The organism is Cellulosimicrobium sp. TH-20 (genome assembly GCF_002105775.1).
GTDB classification, from domain to species: domain Bacteria; phylum Actinomycetota; class Actinomycetes; order Actinomycetales; family Cellulomonadaceae; genus Cellulosimicrobium; species Cellulosimicrobium funkei.
The window spans coordinates 4,028,545-4,051,934 of the sequence record NZ_CP020857.1 but is presented as its reverse complement, the minus strand read 5'-3'; the positions used below and the strand labels follow the sequence as shown (position 1 = coordinate 4,051,934).

14 protein-coding genes are annotated in these 23,390 nt (G+C 73.3%); all 14 read left to right on the top strand.

All coding sequences use genetic code 11. The features are described 5' to 3' along the window. Positions 1 to 38: 38 nt before the first annotated feature. Positions 39 to 764, top strand: coding sequence for an NADH-quinone oxidoreductase subunit C (locus B8281_RS18090; protein ID WP_051876741.1), 726 nt, complete (start codon positions 39 to 41; stop codon positions 762 to 764). After that, on the top strand, positions 761 to 2,140 hold the full coding sequence (locus B8281_RS18085; RefSeq protein WP_021481792.1) for an NADH-quinone oxidoreductase subunit D: 1,380 nt from the start codon (positions 761 to 763) through the stop codon (positions 2,138 to 2,140). Before B8281_RS18090 ends, B8281_RS18085 begins: the two co-directional genes overlap by 4 nt. Further along, positions 2,137 to 3,021: an NADH-quinone oxidoreductase subunit NuoE gene (gene nuoE, locus B8281_RS18080; RefSeq protein WP_085388431.1), complete on the top strand. Its 885-nt coding sequence runs from the start codon at positions 2,137 to 2,139 to the stop codon at positions 3,019 to 3,021. The genes B8281_RS18085 and nuoE overlap by 4 nt, the downstream gene beginning before the upstream one ends. Beyond that, positions 3,018 to 4,385, top strand: coding sequence for an NADH-quinone oxidoreductase subunit NuoF (gene nuoF, locus B8281_RS18075; RefSeq protein ID WP_051027979.1), 1,368 nt, complete (start codon positions 3,018 to 3,020; stop codon positions 4,383 to 4,385). Before nuoE ends, nuoF begins: the two co-directional genes overlap by 4 nt. Continuing rightward, positions 4,385 to 7,069 (top strand): NADH-quinone oxidoreductase subunit G, encoded by a 2,685-nt coding sequence (locus B8281_RS18070; protein WP_085388430.1) that lies wholly within the window; start codon positions 4,385 to 4,387, stop codon positions 7,067 to 7,069. The genes nuoF and B8281_RS18070 overlap by 1 nt, the downstream gene beginning before the upstream one ends. Continuing rightward, a complete protein-coding gene (nuoH, locus tag B8281_RS18065) occupies positions 7,066 to 8,478 on the top strand; it encodes an NADH-quinone oxidoreductase subunit NuoH (RefSeq protein ID WP_085388429.1) in 1,413 nt (470 codons plus the stop codon). Before B8281_RS18070 ends, nuoH begins: the two co-directional genes overlap by 4 nt. Further along, complete coding sequence (gene nuoI, locus B8281_RS18060; RefSeq protein WP_061269247.1) at positions 8,471 to 9,202, top strand: NADH-quinone oxidoreductase subunit NuoI; 732 nt, start codon at positions 8,471 to 8,473, stop codon at positions 9,200 to 9,202. The genes nuoH and nuoI overlap by 8 nt, the downstream gene beginning before the upstream one ends. Before the next feature lie 47 nt (positions 9,203 to 9,249). Beyond that, positions 9,250 to 10,128, top strand: a complete 879-nt coding sequence (locus B8281_RS18055) for an NADH-quinone oxidoreductase subunit J (RefSeq protein WP_081599926.1) — start codon at positions 9,250 to 9,252, stop codon at positions 10,126 to 10,128. Continuing rightward, positions 10,128 to 10,427 carry an NADH-quinone oxidoreductase subunit NuoK gene (nuoK, locus tag B8281_RS18050; RefSeq protein ID WP_021482715.1) on the top strand — a complete coding sequence of 100 codons (300 nt, stop codon included), beginning with the start codon at positions 10,128 to 10,130 and terminating at the stop codon, positions 10,425 to 10,427. The genes B8281_RS18055 and nuoK overlap by 1 nt, the downstream gene beginning before the upstream one ends. Before the next feature lie 13 nt (positions 10,428 to 10,440). Further along, complete coding sequence (nuoL, locus tag B8281_RS18045; protein ID WP_081599924.1) at positions 10,441 to 12,471, top strand: NADH-quinone oxidoreductase subunit L; 2,031 nt, start codon at positions 10,441 to 10,443, stop codon at positions 12,469 to 12,471. Between the two features lie 13 nt (positions 12,472 to 12,484). Next, on the top strand, positions 12,485 to 14,155 hold the full coding sequence (locus B8281_RS18040; RefSeq protein ID WP_085388428.1) for an NADH-quinone oxidoreductase subunit M: 1,671 nt from the start codon (positions 12,485 to 12,487) through the stop codon (positions 14,153 to 14,155). Further along, on the top strand, positions 14,152 to 15,933 hold the full coding sequence (gene nuoN, locus B8281_RS18035) for an NADH-quinone oxidoreductase subunit NuoN (protein ID WP_085388427.1): 1,782 nt from the start codon (positions 14,152 to 14,154) through the stop codon (positions 15,931 to 15,933). The genes B8281_RS18040 and nuoN overlap by 4 nt, the downstream gene beginning before the upstream one ends. A gap of 65 nt (positions 15,934 to 15,998) precedes the next feature. After that, complete coding sequence (locus B8281_RS18030; protein WP_034652106.1) at positions 15,999 to 17,003, top strand: polyprenyl synthetase family protein; 1,005 nt, start codon at positions 15,999 to 16,001, stop codon at positions 17,001 to 17,003. 354 nt (positions 17,004 to 17,357) lie between these two features. Further along, on the top strand, positions 17,358 to 23,372 hold the full coding sequence (locus B8281_RS18025; RefSeq protein ID WP_232322613.1) for an Ig-like domain-containing protein: 6,015 nt from the start codon (positions 17,358 to 17,360) through the stop codon (positions 23,370 to 23,372). Positions 23,373 to 23,390: the final 18 nt, after the last annotated feature.

The window sequence follows — 23,390 nt, the reverse complement described above, 5'->3', positions numbered from 1 at the left end:
AGAGCGGCGCCGGCACGCCGGTGCCGCAGCCGGAGGAGGTGAACGGCCCCCGGTCGGCCGACCTCGTGACCGGTGCCGGGTCGCCCCGCACGCTCGAGGTCGTCGAGGTCCGCGAGGGCATGTTCGGCGTCCACGGCTCGGGCGACACGTCCGGCTACGGCGGCCTGGTGCAGCCCGTCGCGATGCCGGGCGCGAGCGCCCGTCCGTACGGCGGCTGGTTCGACGAGGTCGTGGACGTCCTCGCGGAGGTGCTCGAGACGTCCGGCGTCGGGTTCGACGCCGCGGTCGAGCGCGTCGTCGTCGACCCGCCCGGCGCGCACGCCGAGCTCACGCTGCACGTGCACCGCGACCACCTCGTCGAGGTGTGCCGGGCGCTGCGCGACGACCAGGACCTGCGCTTCGAGCTGAGCCTCGGCGTGAGCGGCGTGCACTTCCCGCACGACGTCGGCCGCGAGCTGCACGCCGTCTACCACCTGACCTCGATCACCCACGGCCGGCGGCTGCGGCTCGAGGTGTCGGTGCCCGACGCGGACCCGCACGTGCCGACCACGACGTCCGTCTACCCGACGAACGACTGGCACGAGCGCGAGACGTGGGACTTCTTCGGCATCGTCTTCGACGGCCACCCGTCGCTCGCGCGCATCGAGATGCCCGACGACTGGCCGGGCCACCCGCAGCGCAAGGACTATCCGCTCGGCGGGATCCCCGTCGAGTACAAGGGCGCGACCGTGCCCCCGCCCGACACGAGGAGGTCGTACTCGTGAGCACGCACACCACCGGCGCCCCCGGCGGCGCCCCGCACGCCACCCGTCCGCCCGTCGGCGACTTCGACCCCGGCGTCCCGAGCTTCGAGGCGTCCGGCGGCGACTGGGCCGAGATCGCGGAGAGCGCCGTCGCGGCCGCCGCGCTCGGAGAGGAGCGCATCGTCGTCAACATGGGTCCGCAGCACCCGTCGACGCACGGCGTGCTGCGCCTCATGCTCGAGATCGACGGCGAGACGGTCACCGAGGCGCGCTGCGGCATCGGCTACCTGCACACGGGCATCGAGAAGAACATGGAGTTCCGGACGTGGACGCAGGGCGTCACGTTCTGCACCCGCATGGACTACCTCGCGCCGCTGTTCCAGGAGACGGCGTACTGCCTCGCGGTCGAGAAGCTCCTCGGCATCACGGACGACGTGCCCGAACGGGCGAGCGTCATCCGCGTGCTGATGATGGAGCTCAACCGCATCGCGTCCCACCTCGTGTGCCTCGGCACGGGCGGCAACGAGATGGGCGCGACGACCGTCATGACCATCGCGTTCACCGCGCGCGAGGAGATCCTGCGGATCTTCGAGGCGGTCACGGGGCTGCGCATGAACCACGCGTACGTCCGCCCGGGCGGCGTCGCGCAGGACGTGCCGCCGGACCTCGTCGAGCAGGTGCGCCGGGCGGACCCGCTCGTGCGCCGCTACCTCGGCCAGCTCGGCGACCTCATGCTCGCCAACCCCATCTTCAAGGGGCGCCTCGTCGGGGTCGGGCACCTCAACCTCGCGGGCTGCATGGCGCTCGGCGTCACCGGGCCGGTGCTGCGCTCGACGGGCCACCCGTACGACGTGCGCAAGGCCGACCCGTACTGCGGCTACGAGACGTACGACTTCGACGTCCCGACCGCGACGGGCGCCGACTGCTACGACCGCGTCGTGCTGCGGCTCGAGGAGTGCTACCAGTCGCTGCACATCGTCGCGCAGTGCCTGGACCGCCTCGAGGCGACGGCGGGGCAGCCCGTCATGGTCGGCGACCGCAAGATCGCGTGGCCCGCGCAGCTCGCGATCGGGAGCGACGGCCAGGGCAACTCGCTCGAGCACATCAAGGAGATCATGGGCTCCTCGATGGAGGCCCTGATCCACCACTTCAAGCTCGTCACCGAGGGCTTCCGGGTCCCCGTGGGGCAGGCGTGGCAGACCGTGGAGCACCCGCGCGGCGAGCTCGGGGTGCATCTCGTGTCCGACGGCGGCACGCGCCCCTACCGGGCGCACTTCCGCGACCCGTCGTTCAACAACCTCCAGGCCGTGGCGGCGATGTGCGAGGGCGGCCAGGTGGCCGACGTCGTGGTCGCGGTCGCGTCCCTGGACCCCGTGCTGGGAGGGGTGGACCGATGACCATCGACGCCGGACCTGCGACGGACGGGACGCCCGCCGGGCGGGCGCGCCCCGGGTACGACGCGGAGACGACGGCGCGGCTCGCCGCCGACGCCGCGCAGATCGTCGCGCGCTATCCCGAGTCCCGCTCCGCGCTGCTGCCGATGCTGCACCTCGTGCAGTCCGAGGACGGCTACGTGTCGCGCGACGGCATCCTGTTCTGCGCGGAGCAGCTCGGCCTCACCGCGGCCGCGGTCTCCGCCGTCGCGACGTTCTACACCCAGTACAAGCGCCACCCCAACGGCACCTACACCGTGGGCGTCTGCACGAACACGCTCTGCGCGATCATGGGCGGCGACGCGATCTTCGACGAGCTGTCTGAGCACCTCGGCGTCGGGCACGACGAGACCACCGAGGACGGCGCGATCACGCTCGAGCGCGTGGAGTGCAACGCGGCCTGCGACTACGCGCCCGTGATGATGGTCAACTGGGAGTTCTTCGACAACCAGACCCCCGGCAGCGCGACGGACGTCGTGGACCGGCTCCGCGCCGGCGAGCCCGTCGCCCCGACGCGCGGCGCGGCGAGCGTGTGCACGTTCAAGCAGATGAGCCGCGTGCTCGCCGGCTTCCCCGACGGCCGCGCCGACGAGGGCGTCGGCGCGGGCGAGCCCACCCTCGCCGGCCTGCGGCTCGCGCGCGAGCACGGCTGGACCGCCCCGGCCGCTGAGACGGACGCCGAGGCGGCCCCCGACGGCGGCGCCCCCGCCGGCGGTACGCCCGACGCCGGCGAGGCGCAGTCGAGCGCCGAGCGGAAGCCGACGACCGACGCCGACGTCGACCCCGGCGGCAAGGCCGAGTCGCCCGGCACGAAGCCCGACCCGTCGAAGGGAGCGGACGCATGAGCGAGCAGCAGAGCACCGAGACCCGCCCGGCGCCGGACCCGCTGACCCCGGTCCTGTCGGACACGTGGGACGCGGACCGGTCCTGGACGCTCGCGTCCTACCTGGACCGCGGCGGCTACGCGGGCCTGCGCGCCGCGCTCGGGCAGGACCCGGGCGACGTCGTCGCGACGGTCAAGGCGTCCGGCCTGCGCGGCCGCGGCGGCGCCGGGTTCCCCACGGGCATGAAGTGGGGCTTCCTGCCCGCGCCCGACGGCGGCCCGCGCTACCTCGTCGTCAACGCGGACGAGTCCGAGCCGGGCACGTGCAAGGACATCCCGCTCATGCTCGCGAGCCCGCAGGCGCTCGTCGAGGGCGTCGCGATCACGTCGTACGCGATCGGTTGCCGGCACGCCTTCATCTACGTGCGCGGCGAGGTGCTGCACGTGTACCGCCGCCTGCTGCGCGCGGTCGAGGAAGCGTACGAGGCGGGCTACCTCGGCAAGGACGTGCTCGGGTCGGGCTTCGACCTCGACGTCACGGTCCACGCCGGGGCCGGCGCCTACATCTGCGGCGAGGAGACGGCGCTGCTCGACTCGCTCGAGGGCCGCCGCGGGCAGCCGCGGCTCAAGCCGCCGTTCCCCGCGGTCGCGGGCCTGTACGCGCGCCCGACGGTCGTCAACAACGTCGAGTCGATCGCGAGCGTGCCGTCGATCGTCGCGCGCGGTGCGGACTGGTTCACCTCGATGGGCACGGAGCGCTCGGCCGGCGTCGGCCTGTTCTCGCTCTCCGGGCACGTGACGCGGCCGGGGCAGTACGAGGCCCCGCTCGGCACGACGCTGCGCGAGCTGCTCGACCTCGCGGGCGGGATGCGCGGGGGCAAGGCGCTGAAGTTCTGGACGCCGGGCGGCTCGTCGACGCCGCTGTTCACCGACGCGCACCTCGACACCCCGCTCGACTACGAGTCAGTTGCCGCGGCGGGCTCGATGCTCGGCACGCGCGCGCTCCAGCTCTTCGACGAGACGACGTGCGTTGTGCGGGCCGTGAGCCGGTGGACCGACTTCTACGCGCACGAGTCGTGCGGCAAGTGCACGCCGTGCCGCGAGGGCACGTACTGGATGAAGCAGGTGCTGGCGCGCATCGAGGCGGGCCAGGGCACGGAGGCCGACCTCGACCTGCTCCTCGACACGTGCGACAACATCCTGGGCCGCGCGTTCTGCGCGCTCGGCGACGGTGCGACGTCGCCCGTCACGAGCAGCATCGCGCTGTTCCGCGACGAGTACGAGGCGCACATCACGGAGCACCGCTGCCCGTTCGACCCGGCGGCCTCGGCGCTCTTCGACTACACGCCCCGCCCGGCCCGCGTCCTGACGGCAGGAGTGCACTGATGACGACCACGACCCCCGCCCCGGGCACCGGCTCCTCGGCCGTCGCGCCCTCGGGCGGCGCGGCCAAGACCCCGGCCCCCGCGGACCAGGTGACGTTCACGATCGACGACATCGAGATGTCGGTGCCCAAGGGCACGCTCGTGATCCGTGCGGCCGAGCAGATCGGGATCCAGATCCCGCGGTTCTGCGACCACCCGCTGCTCGAGCCCGCCGGGGCGTGCCGCCAGTGCCTCGTCGAGGTCGCGGCGCCCGACCGCGAGGGCAACGTGCGGCCCATGCCGAAGCCGCAGGCGTCGTGCACGCTCGAGGCGACGCCGGGCATGGTGGTGAAGACCCAGCGCACGAGCCCGGTCGCCGACAAGGCGCAGCACGGGATCATGGAGCTGCTGCTCATCAACCACCCGCTCGACTGCCCGGTGTGCGACAAGGGCGGCGAGTGCCCCCTGCAGAACCAGGCGATGAGCAACGGGCGCGCGACGAGCCGGTTCGTCGACGTCAAGCGCACGTTCCCCAAGCCGATCGCCGTCTCGACGACGATCCTGCTCGACCGCGAGCGCTGCGTCCTGTGCCAGCGGTGCACGCGCTTCTCCCAGGAGATCGCGGGCGACGCGTTCATCGACCTGCAGAAGCGCGGCGCCGCGCAGCAGATCGGCCGCTTCGACGAGGCCGTGCTCGACTTCGCGCCCCCCGCGGGCGAGGCGCCCGGCGACCGCCCGGTGGGCCTGGCCCTGGAGGACGAGGCGGGCCTCCCGTTCGCGTCGTACTTCTCCGGCAACACCGTGCAGATCTGCCCGGTCGGCGCGCTCACGGGGGCGGCGTACCGCTTCCGGTCGCGCCCGTTCGACCTGGTCTCGACGCCGTCGGTCGCCGAGCACGACTCGTCCGGGTCGGCGATCCGCGTCGACCACCGCCGGGGCGTCGTGCTGCGCCGCCTCGCGGGCCAGGACCAGCTGGTCAACGAGGAGTGGATCACCGACCGGGACCGCTTCGCCTTCACGTGGCAGTCCGCGCCGGACCGTCTCACGCACCCGCTCGTGCGCGACCGCGAGGTCGCGCCGGACGGGACCGTCACGCGCGGCGAGCTGCGCCCGGCCTCGTGGGCCGAGGCGCTCGAGGTCGCGGCCGACGCCCTGACCCGGGCCCGCGACGCGGGCGGGGTCGGCGTCCTGCCGGGCGGGCGGCTCACGGTCGAGGACGCCTACGCGTACGCCAAGCTCGCGCGCACGTGGCTGCGCACGAACGACGTCGACCACCGGGCCCGCGCGCACAGCGCGGAGGAGGCGGACTTCCTCGCGCACGCCGTGGCCGGCACGGGTCTCGGCGTGACCTTCCCCGACCTCGAGAAGGCCCCCGCGGTCCTGCTCGTCGGCCTCGAGGCCGAGGAGGAGGCGGGCGTCGCGTTCCTGCGCCTGCGCAAGGGCGCGCTGCGGCACCGGGTCCGTGTGTTCTCCGTGGCGCCGTTCGCGTCGCGCGGCGTGCAGCGCATGCACGGCACGCTGCTCCCCGCCGCCCCGGGCACCGAGGCCGAGTGGCTCGACGGCATCGCCGCGGGCGACCGGGTCCGCACGCTCGACGAGGCGAGCGGCACCGACGACGTCCTCGCCGACGCGAGCGACGCGCTCCGCCAGCCAGGGGCGGTCGTCCTCGTGGGCGAGCGGCTCGCCGCGACGCCCGGCGGGTACAGCGCGCTGCTGCGCGCGGTCGCCGCGACGGGGGCACGCCTCGCCTGGGTGCCGCGCCGAGCGGGCGAGCGTGGCGGCGTCGAGGCGGGCACGCTGCCCAACCTTCTGCCGGGCGGACGCCCGGTCGCCGACGCCGCGGCCCGCGTGGACGTCGCGACAGTGTGGGGCGCGGCGACCACCGAGGACCACCCCGCGGGGCTGCCCACGGCGCCGGGCCGCGACCTGGGGGAGATGCTCGACGCGCTCTCGGTCGGCCAGCTCGCGGGCGTCCTCGTGGGCGGGCTCGAGCTCGACGACCTGCCCGACCCGGCGCACGCGCGCCGCGCGCTCGAGGCGGCGGACGTCGTCGTCTCGCTCGAGGTGCGGCGCTCGGCGGTGACGGAGCTCGCCGACGTCGTGCTCCCGGTCGCGCCGCCCGTGGAGCGGGCCGGGGCGTTCGTCAGCTGGGAGGGGCGCGTGCGCCCGTTCCCGGCCGCGCTCGCCTCGACCGCGATGCCCGACCACCGCGTGCTCGACGCGCTCGCGGACGCCGCCGGCGCCCCGCTCGGCCTGTCGACGCTCGAGGCCGTGCGCGCCGAGCTCGAGCAGCTCGTGGGCGACGGCGCGTGGGACGGCGCGCGCGCCGCGGCGCCCACGGTCGACGCGACCGAGCCGCCCGCCGTCGCGCCGGGGACCGCGGTCCTCGCGAGCTGGCGCCTCCTGCTCGACGACGCGCGCGGCCAGGACGGCGAGCGGTACCTCGCCGGCACGGCCAAGCGCCCCGTGGCCCGCCTCTCGGCGGCCACGGCCGCCGCGGTCGACGTGTTCGACGGCGAGCTCGTGCGCGTCGTCACCGACCGGGGCGCGGTGACGCTCCCCGTGGTGGTGACCGACATGGTCGACCACGTGGTGTGGCTGCCGCTGCGCTCGCCGGGGTCGTCCGTGCACGCCACGCTCGGCGCGGTGCCGGGCGACCTCGTCCGGCTCGAGCCGGGGACCACCGACGGAGGGGAGGGCGCATGAGCGGCCTGCACGCGCTCCACGCGCTGGCCACCGAGACGCCGGCGGTGCCCGGCATCACGGCGAACTTCTCGCAGGACAACGGCTGGACGTACCTCGTCAAGGCCGTCCTCATCCTCGTGTTCCTGCTGACGAGCGTGCTGTTCGCGATCTGGTTCGAGCGCAAGGTCGTCGCCCGCATGCAGGTGCGGCCCGGCCCGAACTGGCACGGCCCGTTCGGCCTGCTGCAGTCGCTCGCCGACGCGATGAAGCTCCTGCTCAAGGAGGACATCACCGTCAAGGCGGCCGACAAGTTCGTCTACCTCCTCGCGCCGATGATCTCCGTGTTCTGCGCGCTCCTCGTGTTCGCGGTCATCCCGTTCGGGCCCGAGGTGCAGATCCCGTTCACGGACTACGTGACGCCCGCCCAGCTCACCGACTTCCCGGTCGCGACGCTCTACATCCTCGCGTGCGCGTCGCTCGGCGTGTACGGGATCGTGCTCGGCGGCTGGTCGTCCGGCTCGACGTACCCGCTGCTCGGGTCGGTCCGCTCGACGGCCCAGGTCATCAGCTACGAGCTCGCGATGGGCCTGTCGCTCGTCTCCGTCTTCCTCATGGCGGGGTCGATGTCGACCTCGCGCATCGTCGACTCGCAGACGCAGCTGTGGTGGTTCCTCCCGCTCCTGCCGGCGTTCGTCATCTACGTGATCTCCATGGTCGGCGAGACGAACCGCCTGCCGTTCGACCTCCCCGAGGCCGAGGGCGAGCTCGTGTCCGGGTACATGACCGAGTACTCGTCGATGAAGTTCGCGTGGTTCTTCCTCGCGGAGTACATCAACATGCTCAACGTCTCCGCGGTCGCGACGACGCTGTTCCTCGGCGGTTGGCGGGCCCCGTGGCCGCTCTCGGCGATCAACGACGGGATGTTCAACGAGGGCTGGTGGCCCATCCTCTGGTTCCTCGTCAAGGTCTGGGCCGTCATGTTCTTCTTTGTGTGGGTGCGCGGCACGCTGCTGCGCCTGCGCTACGACCAGTTCATGCGCTTCGGCTGGAAGGTCCTCATCCCCTTCGCGCTCGCGTGGCTCGTGCTGCTCGCCGTCGCCCAGGCCGTGCGCCAGTTCCTCGACGTGGACCTGCGCGTGTTCATCGGGATCGCGGTCGCGATAGCGCTCGTCGTCGTGGTCGTCGTCTGGTTCTGGCCAGAGAAGAAGGCGCCACCCGGCGCCGCTCCGCGCGCCGCGGGCGCCGCGCCCGAGCCGTTCGACGCGTTCGCCGGCGGCTTCCCCGTCCCGCCGCTGCCCGGCCAGTCGCTCCCGCCCTCGCCGCGCCGTCGGGCCCTCGTGCCCGACGACGCGGGCGCGGCCAGGACGTCCGCACCGGGTGCCGGTGCCCCCCGCGACACACCGCACGACAAGGAGGTCGACCGTGGCTGACGACCAGAAGCCGGACCGGCCGGGCGAGTACGAGGTCCGCCGCCCGCAGGCGAAGGGCTTTCGCGAGCTCGTCGCGCCCGTCGCCGGGTTCGGCGTGACCTTCTCCTCGATGTTCCGGCCGACCGTGACGGAGCAGTACCCGCGCCAGAAGGTGCCGCCCAAGCCGCGCTACCACGGCCGGCACCAGCTCAACCGGTACCCCGACGGGCTCGAGAAGTGCATCGGGTGCGAGCTGTGCGCGTGGGCGTGCCCCGCGGACGCGATCTACGTCGAGGGCGCGGACAACGCCGACCTGCCCGACGGCGGCCACATGTCGCCCGGCGAGCGGTACGGCCGCGTCTACCAGATCAACTACCTGCGCTGCATCTTCTGCGGGCTGTGCATCGAGGCGTGCCCGACGCGCGCGCTGACGATGACCAACGAGTACGAGCTCGCCGGGCCGACGCGCGAGGGCATGATCTGGGAGAAGCAGGACCTGCTCGCGCCGCTGCGCGAGGGCATGCTCTCCGCGCCGCACCCGATGGTGCCCGGGACGTCGGACACCGAGTACTACCGCGGAGAGGTGAGCGGACCGGTGGCCGAGCAGGTGGAGTGGGTGCGCGAGCACCGGCCGGACGACCCGACGCTCCCGCCGGAGCCGGCGGGCCGCGAGCCGGAGGTCCGGCGGGTCACGCAGCCGTCCGGGCGGTCCGCCCGTCCGTCGGCCCGGAAGGGCGCGCGGTGATCGGGGGCGGCGGCGAGGCGGTCCTCTTCTGGGTCCTCGCCCCCCTCATGGTGCTCGCGGCGCTCTCGCTGCTCTTCGCGCGCAAGGCGGTGCACGCCGCCATCGCGGTCATGTTCGTCATGGTCGACCTCGCGATCCTCTACATCGCGCAGGAGGCGCCGTTCCTCGGCGTCGTCCAGGTGGTCGTCTACACGGGCGCCGTGATGATGCTGTTCCTCTTCGTGCTCATGCTCGTCGGCGTCGACGCGTCGGACTCGCTCGTCGAGACGATCCGCGGCCAGCGCTGGATCGGCGTGCTCCTCGGGCTCGGGCTCGGGGCCGTGCTGGTCGGCGTCGTCTCGCAGGCGGCGTTCCCGCCCGCGGTCGGTCTCGAGGCCGCGAACGCGGTGACGAACCCGACGGCGCTCGCACGCGTGCTCTTCGCGGACTACGTGTTCGCGATGGAGGTCGTGGGCATCCTGCTCATCACCGCCGCGGTCTCGGCGCTCGTGCTCACGCACCGGCGCCGGCTCACCCCGAAGGTCGGCCAGCGCGAGCAGGCGGACGCGAAGGTCGCGGCACTGCCCTCGGGCGGCCGACTCACGCCGCTCGCCGCGCCCGGCGTGTACGCGCAGAACAACGCGATGGACACGCCGGCCCTCGACCCGCAGGGGCGGCCCATCGAGGAGTCGGTGTCCCGCATCCTGCGGATCCGTGGCCAGGAGCGCTCGGCCGGCACGATCCTCGAGGCCGAGCGCGACGTGCTCGTCGAGCACGAGCCGCACCGTGCCCTGCCCGCGCTGCGGGCCCAGGACGCGAACGAGCGTGTGGTGCAGGCCGCGACGGCCGAGCAGCCCGAGGGCGAGCCGCCCGCCGGCGACGTCGGGGGTCCCGACGACCCGGGCCGGTCCCGCGTGCCCGGCGCGACCCCGGGAGGAGAGGACTGATGGAGCTCACCCACTACCTCGTGCTGGCCGCGATCCTCTTCGCGATCGGTGCGGCGACGGTCCTGCTGCGCCGCAACGCGATCATCGTGTTCATGGGCATCGAGCTCATGCTCAACGCGACCAACCTCGCGTTCGTGACGTTCGCTCGCATCCACGGCGACGTGACCGGCCAGGTCCTCGCGTTCTTCGTCATGGTGGTCGCGGCGGCGGAGGTCGTCGTCGGCCTCGCGATCATCGTGTCCATCTTCCGCACCCGTCGGTCCGCCTCGGTCGACGACGTCAACCTGCTCAAGAGCTGAGGGGCCGGCACCGATGACGATGCTCCTTCCCGCCCTGCCGTCGGCGGGCGGACTGCTGACCGCGACCGACGTCGTGCCCGCGACCGAGACGGTCCCGGGCGCGTTCCTCGCCGCACCGCTGCTCGTGCTGCTCCCGCTCGTCGGGGCGGCCGTCCTGCTGCTCGCGGGCCGCCGCAGCGACCGCTGGGGCGCCTGGTTCGGCGTGCTCATGTCCGCCGCGGCGTTCGTCGTGGGCCTGGTCCTCTTCGTGTCGATGCTCGGCCTCCCGGTCGACGAGCGCGTCGTGGACTACCGCCTGTTCGACTGGATCGCGTCCGGCGGGCTCGACCTCGCCGTCGGGCTGCGGATCGACCCGCTGTCCCTGACGTTCGTGCTCCTCGTGACGTTCGTCGGGACGCTCATCCACGTGTACGCGGTCGCCTACATGGCGCACGACCGCGACCGGCGCCGGTTCTTCGCGTACCTCAACCTGTTCATCGCGGCGATGCTCGTCCTCGTCCTCGCCGACTCGTTCCTCCTGCTGTTCGTCGGCTGGGAGGGCGTGGGTCTCGCGTCGTACCTGCTCATCGGGTTCTGGAACCACAACCGGGCGTACGCGGTCGCGGCGAAGAAGGCGTTCGTCATGAACCGCGTGGGAGACATCGGCCTCATCGTGGCGATGATGCTCATGTTCGCGACGTTCGGCGCGCTCGACTTCAGCACGGTCTTCGCCCGCGTGCCGGAGGCCTCGACCGCGCTGCTCACGGCGACGGGCCTCGCGCTCCTGCTCGCGGCCTGCGGCAAGTCGGCGCAGTTCCCGCTCCAGGCGTGGCTCGGGGACGCGATGGCCGGCCCGACGCCGGTCTCCGCCCTCATCCACGCCGCGACCATGGTCACGGCGGGCGTCTACCTCGTCGTGCGGTCCGCGCCGATCTTCGAGGGCGCGCCGACGGCGCAGCTCGTCGTGGTGATCGTGGGTGCGGTGACGCTGCTCTTCGGGGCGATCGTCGGCTGCGCGAAGGACGACATCAAGAAGGCGCTCGCCGCGTCGACCATGTCGCAGATCGGCTACATGATCCTCGCCGCCGGGCTCGGCCCGATCGGCTACGCGTTCGCGATCTTCCACCTCGTGACGCACGGCTTCTTCAAGGCCGGGATGTTCCTCGGCGCGGGGTCCGTCATGCACGGCATGGACGACCAGGTCGACATGCGCCGGTTCGGCGGCCTCGCGCGCTACATGAAGGTCACGTGGATCACCTTCATGATGGGCTGGCTCGCGATCCTCGGGATCCCGCCGTTCTCCGGCTTCTGGAGCAAGGACAAGATCATCGAGGCCGCGTTCGTCCCCGTCGACGGCGAGCCGTGGCGGGCGTGGGTCTTCGGCGGCGTGGCGCTGCTCGGCGCGGGGATCACGGCGTTCTACATGTCGCGCCTGTTCTTCATGACGTTCTCCGGTCGCCGCCGCTGGAACGACGGCAGCGGCTCCGTGGACGGCCTCGGCCCGCAGGACGGTCCCGTCCAGCACCCGCACGAGTCCCCGCGCCTCATGACGTGGCCGATGATCGTCCTCGCCGTCGGGTCGGTGGCCCTGGGCGGCATCCTCGCCGCGGGCTCGCGCTTCGTCACGTGGCTCGAGCCCGTCACGGGGCACGCCGAGCACCACGAGCCCGTGCTGCCCGTCTGGTCGCTCATCGCCCTGACGCTCCTGCTCGTCCTCGCGGGCGTCGCCCTCGCGTGGCGCCAGTACGCGATGTCGAGCGTCCCGGTCCGCGCCCCGCGCGGCTCCGTGCTCACGCGCGCGGCCCGCCGCGACCTGTACCAGGACGACGTCAACGAGACGGTGTTCATGCGTCCCGGCCAGTACCTCACGCGCTCGCTCGTCTATGCCGACAAGGAGATGGTCGACGGCGGCTGGATGGGCCTGGCCGGCCTCGTCGGCAAGGTGGGGGAGTGGCTCCGCGGGTGGCAGAACGGCTACGTGCGCTCGTACGGCGCGACGATGCTCGGCGGCCTCGTGGTCGTCGTCGCCGTCGTCCTCGCCCTGACCACCGGCTCCGCGAGCTGAGAGGGAGACACCCATGACCACCTCCGTCCCCTGGTTGTCCCTGCTCATCGCCTGGCCCCTGGTGGGTGCCGCGGCGGTGTGGCTCACGGCCGCGGCCCGCACGCGCGGCGTCGGTGCGGGCGCGCTGCGTGCCGTGCGCGGCATCGCGCTCGGCGCGGCGCTCGTCGAGCTCGGCCTGCTCGTCGGCGCGTTCACCGCGTTCGACACGTCCGCGGCCGGTACCCACCAGCTCGCCGAGACGTACCGCTGGATCCCGCAGATCGGGGCGAGCTACGCGGTCGGCGCCGACGGCGTCGCGCTCGCGCTCGTCGCGCTGTCGGTGCTGCTGGTCCCGCTCGTCGTGCTCGCCGCGTGGAAGGAGCAGGACGGCGACGTCCGCCGCCTGCGCCACTACCTCGCGCTCGTGCTGCTCCTCGAGGCGTTCATGGTCGCGGTGTTCGTCGCGCGCGACGTGTTCCTCTTCTACGTGCTGTTCGAGGCCATGCTCATCCCGGTCTACTTCATGATCGGCGGGTTCGGCGTCGGGGCGCGGCGGCGCTACGCCGCGGTGAAGTTCCTGCTGTTCTCGCTCGCGGGCGGCCTCATCATGCTCGCGGCGGTCATCGCGCTCTACGTCCAGGTGCCGATCGACCCGGCCACGGGCGCGCGGCCCGAAGACGCGTTCCTCACGACGAACCTCGTCGGGTACTTCGCGGAGAACCCGATGCCGGTCACGATCGAGCGGCTGCTGTTCCTGGGCTTCTTCCTCGCGTTCGCCATCAAGGCGCCGCTCTTCCCCGTGCACACCTGGCTGCCCGACGCCGCGCAGCACGCGCCGGCCGGGACGTCCACGCTGCTCGTCGGCGTCCTGGACAAGGTGGGCACGTTCGGGATGCTCACGCTGTGCCTGCCGCTGTTCCCGAACGCGAGCAGGTGGGCGGCGCCCGTCGTCGTCGTGCTCGCCGTGGTCTCGATCCTGTACGGCGCGCTCATGGCGATCGGGCAGAGCGACCTCATGCGCCTCATCGCCTACACGTCGGTGTCGCACTTCGGGTTCATCGTGCTCGGCATCTTCGCGTTCACGTCGCTCAGCGTGTCCGGCTCGTCGCTCTACATGGTCAACCACGGGATCTCGACCGGGGCCCTGTTCCTCATCGCGGGCTTCCTCGTCGCGCGGCACCCGGAGCGCTCGCAGCGCATCGCGGACTACGGCGGCCTGCAGAAGGTCGTCCCGGTGCTCGCGGGCACGTTCCTCGTGGCGGGCCTGTCCGCGCTGTCGCTGCCCGGCCTGTCGACGTTCGTCAGCGAGATCATGGTCCTCGTCGGGACGTTCGCGCGCAGCCCGTGGGCCGCGCTCGTCGCGGTGCTCGGCGTCGTGCTCGCCGCGCTCTACGTGCTGCTGACCTACCAGCGGATCTTCACGGGCGGAACCCGCGAGGGGCTCGACCGGCTCCCCGACCTGGGCGCGCGCGAGAAGTGGGTCGTCGCGCCGCTGCTGGTCGCCCTCCTCGTCCTCGGGTTCTACCCGGTGCCCGCGCTCGACCTCGTGCGCGAGCCCGCCGAGGTGACGCTCTCCGACCTCGCGGTCGCGGGCGTCGAGGACCCGCCGCGCTCCGACCCGTTCGCCGCGGGGACCGAGCAGGTCGCCTCCTCGAGCCCGGGCACGTCCGTCACTCGTAGCTCCGACGAAGGGAGCGAGTCGTGAACGACTCCTTCGTGGCCCCCACGGTCGACTGGCTGTACCTCGCCCCGGTCCTCGTCGTGCTCGGTGCCGGCGTCGTCGGCGTGCTCGTCGAGGCGTTCGTCCCGGCGCGCGTCCGGCGCACGGTGCAGGTCGTGCTGGCCCTGCTCGCGACCGCCGCGGCGCTCGCGCTCGTCGTCGTGCTGTGGCGCGACCCCGCCGTCCAGGGCACCGACGGCGCCGCCTACGGCGTGCGGGTGCTCGGCGGGTCGATGGTCATCGACCCCTTCGGGCTCGCGATCCAGGGGATCGTCGTGCTGCTCGCGTTCCTGGCGATCCTCGTGATCGCCGACCGGACGTCGACCGGCCAGGACGCGTTCGCGCCGTCCGCGGCCGCCGTCCCCGGCTCGCCGTACGAGGACCTCACGCGGCGCAAGGGGCTGGAGCAGACCGAGGTCTACCCGCTCGTGCTGTTCGCCGTCGGCGGCATGATGATCTTCCCCGCCACGGGCAACCTCCTCGTGATGTTCGTCGCGCTCGAGGTGCTCTCGCTCCCGCTGTACGTGCTGTCCGCGATGTCCCGGCGCCGCCGTCTGCTGTCGCAGGAGGCGTCGTTCAAGTACTTCCTGCTCGGCGCGTTCGCGTCCGCGCTGTTCGTGTTCGGCGTCGCCCTCGTCTACGGGTTCGCCGGCTCGGTGGACCTCGTCGAGGTGTACCGGTCGCTCGCGACGCCCGAGGGCCCGCTCGCGAGCATGCCCGGCCTTGTCGTCGTCGGTGCCCTGCTCATCCTCGCGGGGCTGCTGTTCAAGATCGGCGCCGCGCCGTTCCACTCGTGGACCCCCGACGTCTACCAGGGGGCCCCGACGCCGATCACCGGCTTCATGGCGGCGTGCACCAAGGCCGCGGCGTTCGGGGCGCTCCTGCGCGTGCTGTACGTCGTGAGCCTCGGTCTGGCGCAGTCGTCGCCGGCCACGCGCGAGGACCTGTTCGTCGCGCTGTGGATCGTCACGCTGCTCACCATGGTCGTCGGGACCGTCGTCGGCGCCGTCCAGACCGACGTCAAGCGGCTCCTCGCGTACTCGTCGATCGCCCACGCGGGCTTCATCCTCGTCGGCGTCCTGGGGTTCTCCCAGCTCTCGCTGCGGGCGACGGTGTTCTACCTCCTCGTCTACGGCCTCGCGACGGTCGGCGCCTTCGCGGTCGTCACGCTCGTCCGTGAGACGGCCCCCGTCCGCGAGCGGGTGCCCGCGACCGTCGGGGCGGGCGCCGGGGGAGCCGACGGCTCGGACGCGGCGGACAACGTCACGGACGACTCGTCCCGGGAGCCCGTCGCCGTGCTCGGCGAGGCCACCCACCTCGCCCAGTGGGCGGGTCTGGGGCGCCGCAGCCCGTGGCTCGCCGGCGTCTTCTCGCTGTTCCTGCTCTCCATGGCGGGCATCCCGCTGACCGCCGGGTTCGTGGCGAAGTTCACCGCGTTCGGCGCGGCGATCGCCGGCCCCGACGGGCAGGGCGGCGGCTCCACGTGGGTGCTCGCGGTGGTCGGTGTGCTCGCCTCGGCCGTGGCGGTGTTCTTCTACGTCCGCCTCATCGTGCTCATGTTCTTCACGGCGCCGTCCGGCGGCGTGGGCGACGGCGCGGACGGCGGCGCGGAGGCCTCCGAGGGCACCGGGGTGACCGTCGTGCGGTCGACCGGACCGACGACCGTGGCGATCGCCGTGTGCGCGATCGGGGTGCTCCTCCTCGGTGTGTTCCCCTCCCCGGTTCTCGATCTGGCGGCCGAGGCGGTTAAGTTCGTCCCGTGACCTCCGTGCCTCCCGTCCCCTCCGCGCCCGCCGGGCCCCGCGGCCCGCGCGAGCGGACCGCTCCCGTGACGACCACCGCGATCCCGATCTCGGACCCCGAGCTCGCGGCCGCCCTCACCGAGCGCCTGGCGGAGGTCGAGACCCGGCTCCGGGCCGCCGTCGCGCACGCCGACCCGCTCGCGGACTCGGCGTCGCGGCACCTCGTGAACGCCGGGGGCAAGCGCCTGCGCCCCCTGCTCACGCTGCTCGCGGCCGAGCTCGGGGACGGGACGCGGCCCGAGGTCGCGGAGGCAGCCGTCGTCGTCGAGCTCACGCACCTCGCGTCGCTCTACCACGACGACGTCATGGACTCCGCGCCCGTGCGGCGCGGGGCGCCGTCCGCGCACGCGGTGTGGGGCAACTCCGTCGCGATCATGGTCGGCGACCTGCTCTTCGCGCGTGCCGCGTCGACCGTGGCGGCGCTCGGCCCGGAGGCCGTGCTCATCCAGGCGCGGACGTTCGAGCGGCTCTGCCTCGGCCAGCTCCACGAGACCACGGGGCCGGGCGAGGGCGACGACCCCGTCGAGCACTACCTCGAGGTCCTCGCGGACAAGACGGCGTCGCTCCTGTCGACGTCCGCACGGCTCGGCGCGATGTTCGCCGGCTGCCCGGCCGACGTCGTCGAGACGGTCGCGGCGTACGGCGAGCGGCTGGGGGTCGCCTTCCAGCTCGCCGACGACGTCCTGGACCTGGCGTCCTCCGGCGACGAGTCGGGCAAGACCCCGGGCACCGACCTGCGCGAGAAGGTCCCCACGATGCCGGTCCTCCTGCTGCGCGCGCGCATCGCGCAGGGGACCGCGACGGAGGACGATGCGGCGCTCGTCGAGCTGCTCGACTCCGACCTGACCGACGACGCCGCGCTCGCGGCGGCCGTCGCGGCGCTGCGCCGGCACGAGGTGCTCGCCGAGACGCGCGCGCTCGCCGTCCGGTGGGCCCGCTCCGCCGTCGACGAGCTCGACACGCTGCCCCCCGGGCCGGTGAGTGACGCGCTGCGCTCCTTCGCGGAGGCCCTGGCGGACCGCGCCGCCTGACCCGCCGAGAGGGTGAACTTTCCGGTCGTGGGTGCCGTGGGCGCGGGGCCGTCCCGGTGCCCGGGCCGGTTGCCCGGGACACCCGTCCGGCCCTGCCGGTAGCGGCACACCCGACGGTGGTCCGCGCCGGTGGGCCCGGGGCGCGCTCACCGAGAGGGGAGTTCTCCCCATGGGACGGGTGTCGGACCTCACTCGCCCTCCCGTTATCCTCGGTTGCGCGATCGGTGGGGCCGCCTGGCAAGTGCGAGATCGAGGGGGCCGGCGAAGGGGACCGGTCGCCTCCCGATCCGGCACCTCGGAGGACTTGTGGGTTTCCTGGCGCGCCTGCGTGAGCACCGCCGTACCGTCGCGTCCGTGAGCACCGTGTCGGTGTTCTCCACGGCGCTGGTGGGACTCGCGCTGTTCACCGAGGGCGAGGCCACGGCGGACGTGGACCTCAACGACTCGGGCGTGTGGGTGACGAAGACGTCGGCCGGCCTGGTGGGGCGGTTCAACTACGAGTCCCAGGCGATGGACGGCACGCTCAACGCGGGCAGCGCGTCGTTCGACGTGCAGCAGGACGCGGGCCGCGTGCTCCTCGAGGACGCGGGCACCGGGACCGCCTCGCCCGTGGACGTCGCCCACCTCAAGCTCGACGGCCAGGTGCGGCTGCCGGCCGGGGCGCAGGTCGCCTCCGGGGGCGCGACGACCGCGATCCTCGACGGTGAGGAGGGCCTGCTGTGGGTCCTGCCGTTCGACGGCGCCACCTCGTTCGACGCCGAGGAGCTCGACCCGACGGCCGAGGTCGGCGGTGACGGCGCGCTGACGGTGTCCGAGGACGGGACGGTCTTCGCCGCGATCCCCTCGACCGGGGCCCTGTGGACGGTCGAGACCACGAGCAAGGGCGCCGTCTCCGGCGACCCGGCGTCGACGTCCCTCCCGGTCGGGAAGGGCGCCGAGGTCGAGGTGACGGCCGTCGGTGACGAGCCCGTCGTCCTCGACCGCTCCGCCTCGCAGCTCGTGCTGCCCGGCGGCCGGACCGTCGCGGTCGAGGGCGCGGAGCAGGCGCGGCTCCAGCAGCCGTCCGCCGGGTCGGGCGACGTCGTCGTCGCGACGACCGACGCGCTCGTGACCCAGCCCCTGAAGGGCGGCGACGCCCAGCGCCGCGCCGCCCAGGGCGTCCCGGCCGCCCCGGTGCGCCTCGGGTCGTGCACGTACGGGGCGTGGGCCTCGACCGGCCAGGTGATCCGCGACTGCGAGGGCACCGACCGCGACGTCGACGAGCGCCTCGAGGGGCTCGATCCCCAGACCCGCCTGGAGTACCGGGTGAACCGGCAGGTGATCGTGCTCAACGACCTGTCGGCGGGGACGTTGTGGATGGCGGCGGACGAGTACCAGAAGGTCGACGACTGGGACGTCCAGATGCCGGAGGAGGCCGAGGGCGAGGAGGCCGACGCGGAGCTGACGAATCCCGAGCAGGTGGACCAGTTCATCGCGGACCGGTCCCAGCCGAACCGGCCGCCGCAGCCGAAGGACGACGCGTTCGGGGTGCGTCCGGGGCGCACGACGATCCTGCCGGTGCTGGGCAACGACGTGGACCCGGACGGGGACGTGATGACGGCGTCGCTCGTCGGGGACTCGCCGTCGAACGCGACCGTGCAGACCATCATGGGCGGCGCCGCGCTCCAGGCCGTGGTCCCCGAGGACGCCGAGGGCACGGGGTCGTTCCGGTACTCCGTGTCCGACGGCCGCGGCGGCGTCGCCGAGGCGGGCGTCACCCTCAAGGTGTCCCCCTGGGGCGAGAACGCTCCCCCCGAGCAGACCGGCGACCCGGTCCTGCGCGTCGCCCAGGGCGGCGCCGCGACGATCAAGGTGCTGCCCTTCTTCAAGGACCCGGACGGCGACGACCTGTACCTCGCGTCGGCGGCCGCGACGGTCGCGGGCGACGACGTGCGCTCGCGCCCCGACGGCACGGTCGAGCTGCGTGACGGCGGCGGCTCGACGGGCCGCAAGATCGTCGGGGTCACCGTGGCGGACGGTCAGGGCGGCGTGTTCGAGGGCAAGCTGCTGGTCGACGTGGTGCCGGGTCCGCAGCCGCCGGTCGCGGTGAGCGACCACGTGGTGGTCCCGGCGGGGCAGCCGGTGACGGTGGAGCCGTTGCGCAACGACACCGACCCGAACGGGGACGAGCTGCGCCTGGCGTCGGTCTCGGAGTCCGCCCCGGCGCAGATCACGCCGAACTACGACGCGGGGACGTTCACGTTCCTCTCGATGGAGCCGCGCTCCTACGACCTGACGTACCAGGTGACCGACGGCCCGAACGCGACCACGGGCCTGGTGCGGGTGGACGTCCTGCCGCCGTCCGAGGCCGAGGGCGCCCCGATCGTCGTCACCGACACGGCCCTGCTGCCCACCGGCGGCTCGACCCTGGTCGACGTGCTCGCCAACGACACCGACCCGGCGGGCGGCGTCCTGGTGGTCCAGTCGGTCTCGGTCCCGGCGGACGCAGGCGTCTCCGTGGCCGTCCTCGGGCACCAGATGCTCCGCGTCACGGAGCTGCGACGGCTCGACGGCCCCGTCAGCATCGCCTACACCGTGTCGAACGGCACGGAGTCGGCCGTGGGCGAGGTGCGGGTGGTGCCGGTGCCGGCGCCGACGCGGTTGCAGCCGCCGAACGCGGTCGCGGACGAGGTGACGGTGCACGCGGGGGACGTGGTGACGGTCCCGGTGCTGAAGAACGACACGCACCCGGACGGGTTGGAGCTGTTCCTGCAGCCCGAGCTGGAGCAGGACGTGGACCCGGCGCTGGGCGAGGCGTTCGTCTCGGAGGACACGCTGCGGTTCAAGGCGGGCTCGGAGGCGGGCACGGCGTACGCGATCTACCGGGTGCGGGACGTCAACGGGCAGGAGGACTCGGCCCAGGTCACGATCCGGATCCGCGACGGTGAGGACAACGCCCCGCCGCAGCCGCGCGAGATCGAGGCCCGGGTGCTGTCCGGGTCCAGCGTGCGCATCGCGGTCCCGCTGGACGGCATCGACCCCGACGGCGACTCCGTCCAGGTGACGGGGGTGGCGGCGCCGCCCGCGAAGGGCTCGGCGAGCGTCGTCGAGGGCTTCCTCGAGTACGCGGCCTCCAAGAACGCGACGGGCCTCGACACCTTCACGTACACGGTCCTGGACGCCCGCGGGGCGACGGCGACCGGAACCGTGCGGGTGGGGATCGCGCGGCCGGGCGAGAGCAACCAGTCGCCGGTCGCGGTGGACGACGAGGTGACGGTGCGTCCGGGGCGTACGGTCTCGGTCGCGGCGCTGGCCAACGACACCGACCCCGACGGCGACCAGGTCGGCCTGGTCCCGGGCGGGATCGAGGACACCCACGACCTGGACGCCGAGGTCGTGGCCGACCGCATCGTGCTGACCTCGCCCGACCAGGACGGCTCGTACTCGTTCTACTACCAGATCCAGGACACCTACGGCGCCCGCGCGACCGGCGCGGTCACCGTGAACGTCTCGGCGAACGCGCCCCTGCTGCCCCCGGTGGCGCGCGACGACACCGTGCCCGTGGAGGACATCCTGGGCAAGACCGAGGTCACCGTCCCCGTCCTGGACAACGACGAGGACCCCGACGGCGCCGCGAGCGAGCTCACCGTCACCACCGACGCGAGCACCGCGAGCGTCACCCCCGACGGCGAGCTCACCGTCACCCTCACCGAGGGCCGCCAGGTCATCACCTACACCGCGACCGACATCGACGGCCTGACCGCCAAGGCCTTCGTCAAGGTCCCCGGCCTCACCGACCAGAAGCCCACGCTGCGGCCGGGCACGCAGCTCGAGGTGCTGGCGGGGGAGTCGCTCCCGATCGACCTCACCCAGCACGTGCTCGTCGTGGAGGGCCGCTCCCCGCGCCTGACCACCGAGGACAAGGTCAAGGTCACCGAGGGGGACCGGCAGGTCCCGTCCGTGACCGAGATCGTCTACACGCCCGACGCGGACTACACCGGCCCGGCGTCGGTGTCGTTCGAGGTGACGGACGGGTCGGGCCCGGACGACCCGGAGGGCCGGACGAACGTCCTGACGATCCCCGTCCAGGTGCTCCCGCCGGAGAACCTGCCGCCGGAGCTGTCGACCCCGACGCTCGACGTCGCAGCGGGCGAGGAGGCATCGATCGACCTCGCGCGCTTCGCGACCGACCCCGACGGCGACCCCCTGACGTTCCGGGCCACCGGCCAGGCGCAGGGCGTGACCGTGTCCGTCGAGGGCACCACGCTGCGCGCCCAGGCGACCCCGGACGTGCCCAAGGGCTCGGTCGTGCAGGTCCCGATCACCGTCACCGACGGCGAGCACCCCCCGGTCGAGGGCACCGCGACCCTGACCGTCGTGGCCTCGACCCGCCCCCTGGCGCGCGCCAACCCCGACACCGTCGACGACGCCCACCAGGGCAAGGCCACCACCGTGCCCGTCCTGGCCAACGACTCCAACCCCTTCCCCGACCGGCCGCTGACCCTCGTCGACGCCGTGGTGGAGACGGGGCAGGGCACCGCCTCCGTCGCGGGCGACCAGGTCTCGGTCACCCCGCGCGACGACTTCGTCGGGGTCATGGTCGTCCGGTACCGGATCCAGGACGCGACGAAGGACCCCGACCGCGAGGTCGAGGGCCGCGTGCAGCTCAAGGTGCTGGGCAAGCCCGAGGCGCCCTCGACCCCGCAGGTCGTCGAGGTCCGCTCAAAGACCGTCGTGCTCACCTGGGACCCGCCGAACAACAACGGCGCCGACATCACCGGCTACACCGTGCGCTCCCAGAACGGCTACGAGAAGGCCTGCGGCACCACCACCTGCACCCTGGACGGGCTGACCAACAACGTCGAGTACACCTTCACCGTCTACGCGACCAACGCCGTCGGCGACGGACCCGCCTCCCCGGCCTCCGCCGTCGCGCGACCCGACGAGAAGCCCGACCCGCCCGCCGCACCCACCCTCGAGTTCGGCGACAAGTCCCTCACGGTCACCTGGACCAACAAGACCTACACCGACCGCTCGCCGATCGAGACGGTCAACCTCGAGATCTCGCCCGCGCCGCCGGGCGGCGCCGTGCAGAAGACGGCCCTGACCGGGACGTCGGTGACGTGGGACGGCCTGCAGAACGGCGTCGCGTACAAGGTGCGCGCCCAGGCCGTGAACCTCGCCCCCGACCCCTCGGACTGGGGCGACTACTCGGCGGCCGAGACGCCGGCGGGCAAGCCGGCGGCTCCCGCCAAGCCGGCGGTGCAGCGCACGTCGATCGGCGACACGTCGCAGATGCAGGTCTCGTGGGTCGCCCCGGACGGCAACGGCGCACCGATCACGCGGTACACGATCGAGGCGCTGCGGGGCGGGAGCGTCGTGCAGACCGCGACCGCCGCCGGCGGCGCGACGTCCGCGACGGTCGGCGTCCCGGCGGACACGACGGGCTACGCGTTCCGGGTGCGCGCGCACAACAAGGCGACGGACAAGCTCGGCGACGCCGAGTTCTCGCCGGCGTCGGACCCGGTGCGCGCGTTCGCGAAGCCGGGCGCGGTGTCGAACCTCAGCGCCGACGCGAACGGCACGGACGGTCAGATCCAGCTGTCGTTCGGCGCCGCGTCGGGCAACGGCGTGCTGGCCGACGAGATCTCCTACCAGTACGACGCCGGCGGCGGCTGGCAGACGCTCGGCGCGAACAAGGTCGTCGGCGGGCTGTCGAACGGCAAGCCGTACTCGATCAAGGTGCGCGCGGTCGCGGGTGTCGACGGCGCGCGCGAGCCGGGCGCTGCGGCGACGGCGAACGAGGAGTCGCCCTACGGGCCCATCCCGGCGCCGGTCGTGTCGATGAACGGCGGCGACCGCTCGATCACGTACAGCTGGTCGACCGCGGGCAACGGGCGCGGGTACTCCGTGCAGGTGCGCGGCGCGGTCCAGTCCACCCAGAAGGAAGGCTCCGGGAGCCTCTCGGTCGGCTACTCCGAGACGCGCGAGATCTGCGTCCGGGTCATCCCGACGGAGGGCGCCGCGAAGGAGACGTGCCGGTCGGCGACGTCCGACAAGAAGCCCGAGCCCGTCCTCACGGTGAGCAAGGGGAGCAACCACAAGCTCCCTGACGGCAACTGGCCGGGGTACTGCAGCCACTCGTCGTGCGCCGAGCTCTACCTCACCATCAAGGACGGCCCCGCCAACACCGCGTTCCGGGTGACGTGCTACGGCGGCGGGTCGCAGATCGGCTCCGGCAACTACAGCCGCGACGCCCAGGGCCGCGCCCTGCGGACCGACGGCAACGGGAACTACTCCGGCGGCCAGCAGTGCGTCTACGGCCAGCCGGGCGGCTCGGCGCGGATCGAGACGACCATCGGGAGCACGAACACCATGACGTGGTACTAGCGCGGACCGCGCCCCACC